The organism is Enterococcus sp. NPDC086594, assembly GCF_044746145.1.
Taxonomy (GTDB): Bacteria; Bacillota; Bacilli; order Lactobacillales; family Enterococcaceae; genus Enterococcus_D; species Enterococcus_D entomosocium.
In genome coordinates this window covers 54,912-68,971 of the sequence record NZ_JBIVBP010000005.1, presented here as the reverse complement: position 1 = coordinate 68,971, position 14,060 = coordinate 54,912, and the positions used below count along the sequence as shown (strand labels likewise).

Here is a 14,060-nt window from a genome sequence, read left to right as displayed (position 1 = left end):
GAATGTACGTTCGCGAGGTGAAGAAGATGAATACAATTATTCGTATCAATAAAGGAAAAGGACCATTTTATGAAGTGGCGACATCAGAAGGTGAAACACTGCGGGTCTCAGAAGATCTTTTGGTCCGTTTTCGGCTATTAAAAGGCAAGGAACTGAGTGAAGAAGAATTAAAAGAAATCAAAAAAAGTGCGGGGTTTGATTTAGGCTTGCAGCAAGCCATGAACTATATCAGCTATCAGCTGCGTTCTGAAATGGAAGTCCGTACCTATTTGAAAGACAAAGAAATCGAAAAACAAGACCGAGACTTAGTCGTTGAACGGCTGAAAGAGCTGAATCTGATCGATGACAAAAACTACGGAGAGAGCTACATTCGCACCCAAGTCCGCATGAGCGATAAAGGACCCTTGGTAATCAGTCAGCAATTGAGAAAAAAAGGCTTGAAAGATCCTGTGATTCAAGAAGTATTGCCTTTGTATACCGAGGAAATGCAGTTTGAAGTCGGTTATCATACGGCTGAGAAAGCGATGCGTCGTTTTCACAACAAAAGTCATAAAGAAATGATCCAAAAGATAAAAATGCATTTGATGCAAAAAGGTTTTCATCAAGGAGTCATTCAGATGATTTTGGATGAATTACCAATGGAAAAAGATGAGGACCAAGAAAATGAAGCGCTCCAAAGAGAAGGGGCCCGACTTATGCGGCGGCATCAGCGATTGCCCTTGATGAAACGAAAAATGAAGATCAAGCAAGGCCTTTATCAAAAAGGGTTTGCCATCGATGATATACAACGATTCTTAGATGAGGAAGTAATGGATGAGTAAGCAATGGGAAACTTGGGATGAAGAAAAAATCAAGACGTTCCAAGAAACATTTTTAACTTGGTATCATAAAGAAAAACGCAATCTGCCTTGGCGGGCGACCAACGATCCGTATGCAATCTGGATCTCAGAGATCATGCTTCAACAAACACGAGTGGAAACAGTGATTGGCTATTTTTATCGTTTTATGGAACAATTCCCAACGATCCAAGACTTGGCGGCAGCCGAAGAACAAAAGCTTTTAAAGGTTTGGGAAGGTTTAGGTTATTACTCTCGTGCCCGCAATCTTAAGGCTGCTGCACAGCAAATCGTTGCAGAATTCGACGGAGAAATGCCCCAATCAATTGAAGAGATTCGCTCATTAAAAGGAATTGGTCCCTACACAGCTGGAGCCATTGGCAGTATTGCTTTTGGCTTGCCAGAACCGGCAATCGATGGAAATGTGATGCGGGTCGTTAGCCGCTTGTTTTGTATCGAAGCAGATATTGCGAAAGCCAGCAGCCGAGCTCCCTTTGATGAGGCCATGAGAACGATCATTTCCCCCGATGAACCCGGTGAGTTTAATCAAGCCTTGATGGATCTTGGCTCACGAATCTGTACACCCACCACACCGAAATGTGAAGAGTGTCCCATCAGTCAGTACTGTCTTGCATATGCGGAGAATCGACAAACAGACTTTCCAGTGAAATCGAAAAAAGCAAAGCCGAAAGATGTCTATTACATCGCTGGCGCCATCGAAGATCAAGGTTCGTTTCTACTCGTGCAGCGACCTGAAACAGGCTTATTGGCCTCTATGTGGCATTTTCCGTTGGTAGAAGTAACGAAAGAACAATATGATGCTTTGCAGCGAACATGGGTAAAAGAGGAACAGTTGCAGTTGGATTTGATTGCAGAAGAGGATGCACTCGAGATTTTTCCTGGTCTTCCTGTCGTTTGGCAAAAACGACATTTCGGCGAGATCACTCATATTTTTAGCCATTTGAAATGGCATGTCCTTTTATTTTACGGTAGAAAACGGGGAGAAATCCCGTTACAAGACAGCGAATGGGCTGCCAAAGAATCCTTTGAAAACTATGTTTTTCCAAAACCTCAGCAGAAATTAGTCGAGCAATTAAAGAAATATCAGAAACTCGATAAAGATTTCTAGGCAAAGCTTTCTTTTATTGCTATAATATTAACGATGTCGGTGTAATGAACACCCAAACAAAACGCAAGTTTTCTTGCTGAGGGAAGGGTTGCTATGCGAGTTCCAAAAGAAGGAGAGTTTGTCAGCATTCAAAGCTACAAACATGACGGCAATTTGCATCGAACGTGGCGGGATACGATGGTCTTAAAGACCAGTGAATTCTCAGTGATAGGGGTCAACGATCATACATTAGTGACCGAATCAGATGGAAGACGCTGGGTTACCCGTGAACCAGCAATTGTATATTTTCATAAAAAATACTGGTTTAATGTTATTGCAATGATTCGAGAAAAGGGGGTTTCCTATTATTGTAATCTTGCTTCACCGTATTTACTTGATGAAGAGGCATTGAAATATATCGATTATGACCTTGATATCAAAGTATTTCCTGATGGCGAGAAACGTTTACTAGATGTGGATGAGTATGAATTGCACAGTAAGATTATGCAATATCCGCAAGACATTGATTTTATCTTGAAAGAAAATGTCAAAATTTTAGTAGATTGGATCAATAATGGCAAAGGACCCTTTTCGCAAGGGTATGTGGACATTTGGTATGATCGCTACAAGCAGTTGTCTCAAAAATAAGTAAAATGGGTCGAATCGCTCATTTTCCCTAAGAAACTTCAACCAAGTTGGTTGGAGTTTTTTTGTGTTTCTAATGGATTGCTTCAATCAGCAGGTTTTAAGTTCTGTTTAAGCTGACAGTCCCATGATAGAGAGACCAAGAAAATTAGTGGGGGAAGCACATGAAGAAAAAAGGGAAGCTTGTTATCGGGACCACCATGATTCTGCTTTTTGCAGCGGGGTTTGCTGTGTTGAGAAACGACCAATCCGCTCGTGAGGAGAGTCAAGAAAGTACTTCTCAAACTGAGCTTAACGCTCAAACTGAAGAGACCGCTCAGACTGCCAGTATGGTTCAAATTTATGTAGATCCCTCAGAATACGATGCAGCGATTGAAAGTGAGAACGATTATGTACCGATTTATCAGTCAACAAGTCAAGAGACAGTCATTGGGAAAATCCATCGGGGAAGTTGGGCAACCTTCATCAGTCAAACAGAAGACATGGTTGAAATTCAAACAGACGATGGGGTAACTGGTTATATTGAAAAGCAATCAGCATCGATTCAAGAAGTCGCGCTTTCGGCAATCCCAAAAGATCTATCGAACTTCAAAGTCGTCCTTGATGCAGGTCACGGCGGCGAAGATTCTGGGGCACTGTCAACGGATCAAACGATCTTGGAAAAAGACTTGACGCTAGCAACGGTCCAAACGATCGGCGAAGTGTTGACAGAAGCAGGTATTCAAGTCAGTTATACACGCACTGAAGATCGTTATCTCTCGCTGTCTGATATCACCGCTGCTTCGCTTTCAGAAGAACCAGATTTATTTATCAGTATTCATTACGATAATTCAGAAATACCAAACAGCAATCAAGGACTGACAACTTACTATTACTATACTGGGGCAAAAGAGATGGCAGAAACGATCACTGCCAATTTGAGTTCTTCAGTGGCATTGAGTTCCAACGGCACTCGTTTTGGTAACTATTATGTGTTGCGAGAACAATATCTTCCAGCAGTATTATTGGAGTTAGGCTATTTGAACAGTGACAATGATTTGGCAATGATTACAAGGGAAGGGTATGATCAAAGGGTGGCGCAAGCGTTGCTGACAGCGATTGAAGAGATCGTTGAAGCAGAGGAATAAAAAACGGCGACTACAAATCAGAGGAAGGATCTGTTTTGTGGTCGCTGTTTTAAGGAATCACTTCTCGTTAAAGATTTTGCTCATTTTGATATGGGGCATATCTGCGTCTAAAAAGACATCGCCTTCAGGCTGATAGCCTAACTTCAAGTAAAACTCTTTTGCGGTTATTTGTGCCCCTAAAGTGACTTTTTTGATTCCTTGTTTTTGAATGAAGGCTTCCGCACCTTCGATCAGTTGTCTGCCATAACCTGAACCTCGATGAGCAGCGGGGACCGCCATTCGCTGCAACTTCACTTCATGATCAGAGATAGGTAAGAAACGCAAGGTTGCGACTGCTTCATTATCGTCGTCATATAAGACAAAGTGGACTGCCAATGCTTCATTTTCATCTACTTCCAATGCTAATGGAACACCTTGCTCTTTCACGAATACTTGATTTCGTATTTTCAATGACGCCAAATAAATGTCACTCAGCGTATCTTTTGTTTGTGCAATATGCATAAAAAATTCACCTCAGCTAAGATTTCTCCGTTATTTTTAATAGTATACCACTTTTTTTACAAATTTTTTTTGTTTGCGGCTAAAGTCGCAAGCTTTTTTTTTCAAAATCATCTATAATGTTATAAAAAAGGGAGGGAATCTTTTGTTCGACAAATTCAAACAATCAAAACTGTTCTTTTGGTCATTGGAAGCATTGGTTTTAGTGACACTCGTGTTTGTGTTAAGTAAAGTCAATTTTCTATTTGCACCGATCGGCACGTTTTTTTCTACTTTATTTGCACCAGTATTGATTGCTGGCTTTCTGTATTACCTGCTAAATCCAATCGTCTTATTTTTGATGAAAACCACAAAAATAAAACGACTGTTTGCTGTCATATTGGTTCTGTTGTTATTAGTAGCAGCAATCATCTTGATTTTCGTCAGCGTTATTCCTAATCTAGTGAGTCAGATTACTTCATTGGCGGAAAATATTCCAACATTTGCCAAAAATATGGAAAGTTGGATCTCAAGAATCGCAGATGATCCATTTTTCAAACAAATCGATATCGCGCAGCAGTTAGAAAACCTAAATCTTTCTTATGGTTCTTTGCTGCAGCAGTTTCTTAGTGGGTTATCCACTAGCTTAGGATCGATCGTCAGTACGATTGCTTCCGCGACGATGATCATCGTTACAGTACCATTCATCCTTTTTTACATGTTGAAGGATGGAGAAAAGCTAGTTCCTAATCTGAAAACTGTCTTTCCAGAAAGAAGACGAGATCAGATTGTTGGGTTGCTAGGTGACTTAAACAAGACATTATCCAATTACATTAGTGGGCAAGCGATCGAATGTATTTTTGTCGCTACCTTCACGTTTATTGGTTACTGGATGATCGGCGTTAACTATGCCTTTCTTTTTGGGGTAATTGCAGGCGTCACAAACTTGATCCCTTATTTAGGCCCATATCTTGGTTTGATTCCGGCGGTGTTAGTGACGGTCTTTGATGAACCATTTCGCGCATTATTATGCTGTATCGTGGTTCTGGTCGTCCAACAATTAGACGGAAATGTTATTTACCCGAATGTAATCGGAAAATCATTGGCGATCCATCCGTTAACGATCATTTTGGTCTTATTAGTTGCTGGAAATCTAGCTGGCTTGCTGGGGATTTTCCTAGGTGTGCCATTTTATGCGATTTGCCGAACGATCGTCGTCTTTATTGTTCGCCTGATCAAAGACGACAAAATTAAGAAAAATCAGGAACGGTTGATCGAATAATCAATGACTGGTGTTTTTTATTGCAAAGAAAAAAACTTTGTGATAGGATTTTATCGTGGGCTAAGCCCACGATTTTTTTTAGAAAATGAAAAAATAAGGAGAGAATGCTATTATGAATGCTGACCCCGAGAGTCAGTCGCTTCTAGCGCAAATTTTATTATTGATCGTTTTGACATTGATCAACGCTTTTCTAGCGGCCTCTGAGATCGCAGTTGTCTCAGTTAACAAAAACCGTGTGGAGCAAAAAGCGGAAGAAGGAAATGTCAAATCACAAAAATTATTGAAAATCATTGATAATCCAACAAATTTCTTGTCAACGATCCAAGTTGGGATTACCTTGGTGAATATTTTATCTGGGGCATCTCTGGCAGATACCTTGTCGACCCGTTTGGCACCTTTATTAGGTGGAGGGACGGCGGCTAAAAGCTTAGCGAACATTATTGTTTTAGCGATCTTGACGTATGTGTCGATCGTTTTCGGTGAGTTGTATCCAAAACGGATCGCCATGAACAAATCAGAAGAAGTTGCCCAGTTCACTTCTGGTGTCATTCGAACGATCGGGATTATTGCAAAACCTTTCGTCTGGTTCTTATCTGCTTCGACAAGTTTATTGGCGCGCATCACTCCAATGGAATTTGACGATGAAGACACGAAGATGACCCGTGATGAAATGCGGTATATGTTGGAAACAGAAGGGGTCTTTGAAGAAGATGAATTAGAGATGCTGCAAGGGATCTTTTCATTAGACACGAAAGTCGCCCGGGAAGTCATGGTTCCTAGAACCTCAGCCTTTATGGTGGACATCAATGACTCAGTAGAAGAAATTTTGACTGAAATTTTAGCAGAAAATTATTCTCGTATTCCTGTATATAATGAAGATAAAGACAAAGTCGTAGGGATTCTACATACCAAAAATCTTTTGAAATGTGCGTACAAATACGGCTTTGATACGATGGACATCAAACAAATCCTGCAGGAACCATTGTTTGTGCCAGAAACGGTCTTTATCGATGATTTGCTTTATGAATTAAAGAAAACCCAAAACCAAATGGCGATTTTGCTTGATGAATATGGCGGCGTCGTTGGATTGGTTACACTAGAAGACTTGCTAGAAGAAATCGTCGGCGAGATCGATGATGAATCAGATGAAGTCGAAGAGCTTTATGAAAAAATCTCTGATAAAGAATATGTCATCCAAGGACGCATGTTGATCGATGATTTTAATGAAGCCTTCAACATGAGCTTGCATATGAGTGATGTGGATACGATGGCAGGATATTTGATCACTGCTTTAGGATTAATCCCTGATGAAGGAGAAAAACTATCCTTCGAAGTGGACAATGTGAAGCTGATCTCTGAAGAAATGGAAGGATCACGCGTCTTGAAGATCCGGGTGATTTTCCACGACCCAGAAGAAGGGGAAGTGGAACCAGAGGAAGAGCGGCGCTATTTCCGTAAAGATTTTGAGGAAGATGAGCCTCGCCGTTAAAGTTCCGTATAAATGAAATGAGAAAGACCAAGGCAGTTGCTTTGGTCTTTTTTGTCCGTTTTTTTACGTATTCCCCTTGATTTGTATGGAAGAAACGGTTACGATAAATTTATTGAATAATACAGTTTAAAAACAGATAAAAAAACACGTGTATCTTATCGTTAAGCAGTTTGATTGCAATTTTCCGTAAGAAAAGCGAGAATATCCATAGAAATATAATGAGAATGAGGGGCTTGAAATGAAATTTTACCGTATGCTTAGTGAAGATATCCGTTACAATTTGGCGACTGAAGAGTATCTGATGAATAACGTAGATGTTTCGGAACCTTGTCTTCTGTTATACATACAAAAACCATGTGTTATAATCGGCAGAAATCAAAATGCGTATCAAGAGATTGATTTTGACTATCTAAGAAGCCGTAAGATCGTTTTGACTCGCAGAACGTCTGGTGGTGGAGCGGTTTATGACGATCTAGGCAATATGAGTTTTAGTTTTGTCACCAAAAAAGATGCCACGAGCTTTGGTGACTATCAAAGTGCAACACAACCTATCATGAAAGGCTTAGCGGCAATGGGAGCCAAGGATGTTGAAGTACATGGCCGTAATGATCTGTTCATTGATGGGAAAAAGTTTTCTGGCAATGCGATGTATACAAAAAAAGGCCGGACGTATTCCCATGGCACATTGATGTATGATGTGGATCTAGAAGAATTGACGAAAGTTCTACATGTTGCCCAAGAAAAAATTGCTTCTAAAGCAACGAAATCAGTTCGGAAAAGTGTGACGAATATCAAGCCCTTTTTGGCAGAGCAATACCAATCAATGGATACCAAGGAATTTCGAGATACACTCCTTTGCCGAATCTATGAAGTAGAATCGATTGATGAAATCAGTGAGCAAGAGATCGTCTTAACAGAAACCGATCGACAAGCGATCCAAAGACTGTTTGAAGAACGATATGCCAATAATGAGTGGATTTTTAATGAAGCGCCTGCTTTCGAATGGCAAAAAAGAAAGCGGTTTGAGCAGGTTGGGATTGTTGAAGTCGATTTTACTGTCAACAAAGGCAAGATTGCAGCGATTCAAATTACCGGTGATTTTTTTGGACAAAAAGAGATCAGTGAACTTGAAGCGATGTTGCAAGGTATTGATTTTGAAAAAAGCACCATTAGCCGCTTGCTAGAGGGAATCGCCATCGATCAGTTTATCCATCAGATGACCGCTTCTGAATTTTTAGCATTGCTGTTTGATTAGGAGGAAAAAGATGTTAGAAGCGATCAATCTCACAAAGCGTTACGATCGAAAGGTTCTCGATGGTTTGTCTTTTTCTGTTCAGGCAGGAGAAATCGTTGGGGTCGTCGGCAAAAGCGGCTCAGGAAAATCGACGTTGTTGCGGCTTTTAAACTTGATTGAAACCCCTGACAGCGGGGAATTACTTTTTGATGGCAAAAAAATCGATACATCGAATAAAAAGCATCTGCTACGTGCACAACAAGAAATCGGCATGATTTTTCAAAATTACAATCTGTTACACAATCGAACCGTTTTCGAAAATGTCTATTTGCCCTTGAAGTTAATGGGAAAGTCAGCAGATATGGTACTTGAGATGCTTTCGTTTGTTGGCATGGAAGATAAAGCCCACATCTATCCGGCCAAGTTAAGCGGCGGAGAGAAACAACGAGTGGCTATTGCACGGGCTTTGATCCGTGAGCCCAAAATCTTGCTGTGTGACGAGCCCACTAGTGCGCTGGACGAAGATACGAAAGCCGATGTTCTTGCTTTGCTGCAAAAAGTTCAACAGACGTTTCAACCAGCTGTCGTCTTTGTCAGTCATGAGCTATCGGCCGTCCGACAAATTTGTCAACGTGTGTTTGTATTGGAGGATGCCGTCTTTGAGGCTGAGTTTGCCAATCAGCCACAACCAATCGTCCGCATTGAAAGCTCTTATGTGAACAAAGTGGAGAGGAGTCTGCTGCATGACGATCAGTGAGAGTATTTTGTATTATCTGCCTGAATTGCTGCAATCTTTGAAAGAAACAGCGATCATGATGGGCATTTCGATGCTCGCAGCCATTGTCTTAGGTCTACCGTTAGGTGTCTGGCTTTTTCTCAGTCGCAGCCGAGGGAAAAAAATCTCATTTCTTTATGAGTGTTTGAATCTCGTTGTGACGATCATCCGCTCGTTTCCTTTTTTATTATTTGTTGTAGCTTTGATCCCGTTGACGCGGATGCTTTTAGGCAGCTCATTTGGACCGATTCCCGCCAGTTTTCCTTTGAGCATCGTTGCTATGAGTATTTTTGCTCGTTTGACGGAGCAAGTGCTGTTGGATGTTCCAGAAGAAGTTTCTTATTTGGCGAAATCTCTTGGTGTCAGTCAATGGCAGTATGTTTGGTCGTTTTTACTAGTGGAAGCTAGAAGCGGCTTGATTTTATCTTTAACGACGACAGCAGTCAGCATGGTTTCTTATTCGACGGTGATGGGGATCGTTGGTGGCGGCGGTATCGGCGATTTTGCGATCCGTTATGGGTACCAGCGTTATGAGTATGGCGTGATGTATTTTGCAATTATCATCATGATTCTTTTGGTCTTTATCCTGCAAGGGATTGGCAATCAAGCAGCAAGAAAACTTGATAAACGAAAATAGGAGGAATGAAAGTGAAAAAAGGATTTGTTTTAGGATTGAGTGTATTGGCATTAGGTGTATTGGGGGCTTGCGGTACAGGTTCTGATGAGGCGAGCGAAGAGAAAATCATCAAGGTCGCTTCGCAAACGACGCCAATGACCGATGTCGTAAATGTTGCAGCTGAAGCAGTGGAAGATGGCTGGGAAATCCAATTGGTCCAAGTCAATGACAATATCCAGTACAATGAGTTGCTGAATAATGACGAGGTTGATGCTAACTTTGCGCAACATGAACCATATATGCAAATGTATAATGAAGAAAAAGATGCAAACCTAGTGGCACTAGATAAAATCTACAACGCAAAAGTCGGTTTTTATTCCAAAGAGTATACGGATATCAATGATATTCCAGAAGGAACGAAAGTCGCATTGCCAAATGATGTGTCCAATGAAGGTCGAGCGTTAGCGATTTTAGCAGAAGAAGGATTGATTACCCTTAAAGAAGGCGTTGGTGTCAATGGGACATTAAAAGACATTACCGAAAATCCGAAAAATTTTGAGTGGTTATCTGTCGATTTACTGAATCTTGCGGAAGCCTATGATGAACCAAACGTATCTTTGGTATATAATTACCCAACCTATATCGCGAAAATCGGTTTGAAACCAGCAGATGCCCTTTTCTTAGAAAAAACCATCGATGATCGCTTTGCTATCTCATTGGTTGCTCGAGAAGACAATCAAGATTCTGAAAAAATCGCTGTATTGCGCCGTGCCATGACTAGCGATAAAGTTCGTGAGTTTTTAGAAAACGAGCATAGCGATACCTTATTGCCAGCATTTTAATTTATTTCTATCAAAATGGAAGGAGCGCCCTTTGCCTAACTCTCTAAAAGAGAGTAGTCAAAGGGGTTTCTTGTCTTTTTTTGCTTTTTTATCATTCTTATCCATGATATACTGATTTGGTCAGAAAACTAGCGACAGTCTAAAATAGACACTGTTCGCATTGTAAATACAAGAAATGGAGCAATAGAATCAATGGATAATCCAAAATTAAAACAACAAGTCGATAGTCGCCGTACCTTTGCGATTATTTCCCATCCGGATGCGGGGAAAACAACCATTACAGAACAATTATTATTATTCGGTGGCGCGATTCGCCAAGCTGGTACGGTCAAAGGGAAAAAGACTGGTAATTTCGCAAAGTCCGACTGGATGGAAATCGAAAAACAACGGGGAATCTCCGTTACCAGTTCCGTTATGCAGTTTGATTACCAAGGCAAACGGGTCAATATTTTAGATACCCCTGGGCATGAGGACTTTTCAGAAGATACCTACCGTACCTTGATGGCGGTGGATAGTGCTGTCATGGTGATCGATAGCGCAAAAGGGATCGAAGCACAAACGAAAAAACTCTTCCAGGTCGTTAAAAAACGTGGTATTCCGATTTTTACTTTTATCAATAAACTCGACCGTGATGGCCGAGAACCATTAGAATTATTAGAAGAACTAGAAGATCTTTTAGAGATCGAATCATTTCCAATGAATTGGCCGATCGGCATGGGGAAAGGCTTGGAAGGACTGTATGATATCCACAACCAACGGGTCGAATTTTACCGTCCTGACAATCACGGTGGGGAACGTTTAGTTGCCCTAGATGAAAATGGTCAATTCCCAGCAGATCATCCATTTGCCGAAGATGGGCTGTTCCAACAAGTTTTAGAAGAAGTGGAATTGCTGCAAGAAGCTGGCGACGCCTTTGATACAGAAAAAATCGCTCGGGGCGATCAAACCCCTGTATTCTTTGGTTCTGCTCTCACAAATTTTGGCGTACAGACCTTTTTAGAAACCTTCTTGACTTTTGCACCAGCACCTTACGGACATAAAACACTAGCTGGTGAGGAAGTCAGTCCTTATGAACCAGAAATGTCTGGGTTTGTATTCAAGATCCAAGCAAACATGAATCCTGCCCATCGTGACCGGATCGCCTTTGTCCGCATTTGTTCAGGAACCTTTGAACGAGGCATGGACGTTACTTTAGAACGTACTGGCAAAAAAATGAAACTCAGCAATGTGACTCAATTTATGGCTGATACCCGTGAAAATATTGAAGAAGCTGTCGCCGGAGATATTATTGGTGTCTATGACACGGGGAATTATCAAATCGGTGACACGATCTATGAAGGAAAACTAAAAGTTGCTTACGAAGAGCTGCCATCGTTTACTCCGGAACTCTTTATGAAAGTTACTGCGAAAAATGTGATGAAGCAAAAATCTTTCCATAAAGGAATCTATCAGTTGGTCCAAGAAGGGGCTATCCAGTTGTACAAGACGTATCTTAGTGATGAGTATATCATCGGTGCTGTCGGGCAACTGCAATTTGAAGTTTTCCAATATCGCATGATGAATGAGTACAATGCGGAAGTCATCATGACCCCAATGGGCCACAAGATCGCCCGTTGGATCGATCCGAAAGACTTGGATGAGCGTATGAGCTCCAGTCGTAACATTTTAGCGAAAGACCGTTTCGACCAGCCATTGTTCTTGTTTGAAAATCAATTTGCGATGCGTTGGTTCGCAGATAAGTACCCAGATGTCGAATTGAAGAGTTTGATGTAAGAACCGCTGATATGACGGTGTTTTAAGGCTGATTTAATCTGTATTTTATTGAAAAGAAATAATTAGATGCGTTGGTTTGTAAGAAGTCCTTTTTTATTGAAATTGATAAGAAGGGGCTTTTTTTGTATGGAATGGGAAGAGATAATTGTAGAGTTTTGTTTAGATATTACTGTCAGAGGATTTTCAAAAATAACAATTAAGAATTATAAATCTAAATTGTCGAACACAGCAAAGTTTTTTAAATCCATTAATGTTTGTCCATCAAATTTGAAAAAAACTCACGTGTCTTTGTGGATTTTAGATATGCAAGAAAAGCAAATGCAAGCATCGACAATAAATCTAAGCGTAAGTCGGATGAAAAAGCTATATGACTATATGTTAAAAGAAAATTATGTTGAGAATAATCCTTTCGAAAGAATTGAAAGATTGAAAGAGCAGACTAAGGTAATTTATCCATTGAATGATTTTGAGATTAAGCAAATGTTATCAGCTGCAAGAAATCATAGATACAAATATATAGCACAACGAAATGTTGTGATTCTGATGTTAATGATTGAATGCGGACTAAGAATTAGCGAAGTTTGCGAAATCACGGACGAGGATATAATGAGTAATCAAATTCTTATTAAAAATTCTAAAAATAATAAGGATAGAGCAGTGGCGATTAGTCCAATTATAAAAAAAGAGATAATAAAGTATCAGCGTTTAAAGAAGAAAAAGTATGGTTCAATTAAAGGCAATCCGTTTATAATCAGTAATAAGTCAAGCAAACTTAACGAAAAAGCAATTTGGCAAATTATGCAAGAAATAAAGAAAGAAATACAAGTAAGGAGTTGTGTAAGATTCTCAGGACATACATTAAGACATACATATGCGAGTATGCAATTAAGAAATGGATTAGATATTTATACGCTGAGTCTAAATATGGGACATAGTACAATTCAGATGACTCAAAGATATGTTCAGACGTTAAATAGTGGAGATTTCATTGAGAAGTCGATTAGAACAAGTACTTTGATGAATTTGAGATAATTTTCTATTAGTTTTAAAGAGAGGAAATCTGAAAACTATAATGTTCTACAAATTTGCTACAAAATTATTCTCTAGATATAATTAATTTATGGATACTTTTTCAATTTCTATCCATCACGATTCCTATTCTATCAATAGTTAAAATACGTATTCTGTAGATATGGATAGTGTTAACATATATGAGATATAAAGTATCCATCAATCATCATTATGGAGGGAGGAATATGACACAAAGAAAAATTAATGTCAAACCAATTAAAGATAAAGAGGTATTGAAGAATTTTGCATCTGAATTACTAAGAAATAAACATGGACAAAGAGATTATACGATTTTTGTGTTTGGTATTTTTACAGGATTAAGAATTTCGGATATACTCAATCTAAAAGTTAATGATGTGAAAGGAAAGCTCAAGACTGATATTATTGAGAAAAAGACAGGAAAGAAGAGAACACTTAACTTGATGCAATTGACTAATCAAATCATTATATATCTAGATGAAGAGCACGATGGACAAAGCGAGTGGTTATTTCCATCTCCTAGGGATAATACGAAACATTTAGCTACACATCAGTTCTATAAGATTATGCAAAAGACTGCTGAATCACTCAATCTAGATTATATCGGAACGCATAGCTTAAGGAAAACGTTTGGATATAGTTACTATAAAAAAACAAAGGATTTAACAAGCTTAATGAAGATTTTGAACCATAGCTCTCAGAGTGTTACTCTCCGATATATTGGTATAGAGGAAGAAGAACTTCAATCTAGTCTTGATAATTTTAATCCATTTCAATAAGTATTGTTATAAAAGTAAAAGCACAGT

The 14,060-nt window shown here is 39.6% G+C and carries 14 protein-coding genes; 13 read left to right on the top strand and 1 reads right to left on the bottom strand.

The features are described from left to right. Positions 1-26: 26 nt before the first annotated feature. From recX to ACIPK1_RS09360, 4 genes are all read left to right on the top strand, one after another. Entirely contained in the window at positions 27-821 is a 795-nt protein-coding gene (gene recX, locus ACIPK1_RS09375; protein WP_400450608.1) for a recombination regulator RecX, read from the top strand. After that, on the top strand, positions 814-1,965 hold the full coding sequence (gene mutY, locus ACIPK1_RS09370; RefSeq protein ID WP_400450607.1) for an A/G-specific adenine glycosylase: 1,152 nt from the start codon (positions 814-816) through the stop codon (positions 1,963-1,965). The genes recX and mutY overlap by 8 nt, the downstream gene beginning before the upstream one ends. 93 nt (positions 1,966-2,058) lie before the next feature. Beyond that, positions 2,059-2,592, top strand: coding sequence for a DUF402 domain-containing protein (locus tag ACIPK1_RS09365; protein ID WP_005225863.1), 534 nt, complete (start codon positions 2,059-2,061; stop codon positions 2,590-2,592). 161 nt (positions 2,593-2,753) lie between these two features. Beyond that, entirely contained in the window at positions 2,754-3,716 is a 963-nt protein-coding gene (locus tag ACIPK1_RS09360) for an N-acetylmuramoyl-L-alanine amidase (RefSeq protein ID WP_061054252.1), read from the top strand. Positions 3,717-3,773: 57 nt separating this feature from the next. Here ACIPK1_RS09360 and ACIPK1_RS09355 read toward each other — a convergent pair whose 3' ends face one another. Further along, complete coding sequence (locus ACIPK1_RS09355) at positions 3,774-4,217, bottom strand: GNAT family N-acetyltransferase (protein ID WP_016612205.1); 444 nt, start codon at positions 4,215-4,217, stop codon at positions 3,774-3,776. A 142-nt stretch (positions 4,218-4,359) separates the two neighbouring features. Here ACIPK1_RS09355 and ACIPK1_RS09350 point away from each other — a divergent pair, with 142 nt between their 5' ends. The 9 genes from ACIPK1_RS09350 (at position 4,360) to ACIPK1_RS09310 (ending at position 14,033) form a co-directional block, all read left to right on the top strand. Continuing rightward, positions 4,360-5,475, top strand: a complete 1,116-nt coding sequence (locus ACIPK1_RS09350) for an AI-2E family transporter (RefSeq protein ID WP_008378242.1) — start codon at positions 4,360-4,362, stop codon at positions 5,473-5,475. A gap of 112 nt (positions 5,476-5,587) precedes the next feature. Then, positions 5,588-6,964, top strand: a complete 1,377-nt coding sequence (locus tag ACIPK1_RS09345; RefSeq protein WP_005235523.1) for a hemolysin family protein — start codon at positions 5,588-5,590, stop codon at positions 6,962-6,964. A 238-nt stretch (positions 6,965-7,202) separates the two neighbouring features. Continuing rightward, positions 7,203-8,219 carry a lipoate--protein ligase gene (locus ACIPK1_RS09340; RefSeq protein ID WP_400450604.1) on the top strand — a complete coding sequence of 339 codons (1,017 nt, stop codon included), beginning with the start codon at positions 7,203-7,205 and terminating at the stop codon, positions 8,217-8,219. Between the two features lie 10 nt (positions 8,220-8,229). Continuing rightward, the gene (locus ACIPK1_RS09335; RefSeq protein WP_101699142.1) at positions 8,230-8,955 is read left to right on the top strand and encodes a methionine ABC transporter ATP-binding protein; all 726 of its coding nucleotides are present in this window, start codon (positions 8,230-8,232) and stop codon (positions 8,953-8,955) included. Next, positions 8,942-9,610, top strand: a complete 669-nt coding sequence (locus ACIPK1_RS09330; RefSeq protein WP_086332439.1) for a methionine ABC transporter permease — start codon at positions 8,942-8,944, stop codon at positions 9,608-9,610. Before ACIPK1_RS09335 ends, ACIPK1_RS09330 begins: the two co-directional genes overlap by 14 nt. A gap of 5 nt (positions 9,611-9,615) precedes the next feature. Beyond that, positions 9,616-10,431, top strand: coding sequence for a MetQ/NlpA family ABC transporter substrate-binding protein (locus ACIPK1_RS09325; protein ID WP_400450601.1), 816 nt, complete (start codon positions 9,616-9,618; stop codon positions 10,429-10,431). A gap of 192 nt (positions 10,432-10,623) precedes the next feature. Then, entirely contained in the window at positions 10,624-12,204 is a 1,581-nt protein-coding gene (locus tag ACIPK1_RS09320; RefSeq protein ID WP_008378231.1) for a peptide chain release factor 3, read from the top strand. Between the two features lie 66 nt (positions 12,205-12,270). Beyond that, the gene (locus ACIPK1_RS09315) at positions 12,271-13,236 is read left to right on the top strand and encodes a site-specific integrase (protein ID WP_139960305.1); all 966 of its coding nucleotides are present in this window, start codon (positions 12,271-12,273) and stop codon (positions 13,234-13,236) included. Between the two features lie 224 nt (positions 13,237-13,460). Next, on the top strand, positions 13,461-14,033 hold the full coding sequence (locus ACIPK1_RS09310; protein WP_139960304.1) for a site-specific integrase: 573 nt from the start codon (positions 13,461-13,463) through the stop codon (positions 14,031-14,033). Positions 14,034-14,060: the final 27 nt, after the last annotated feature.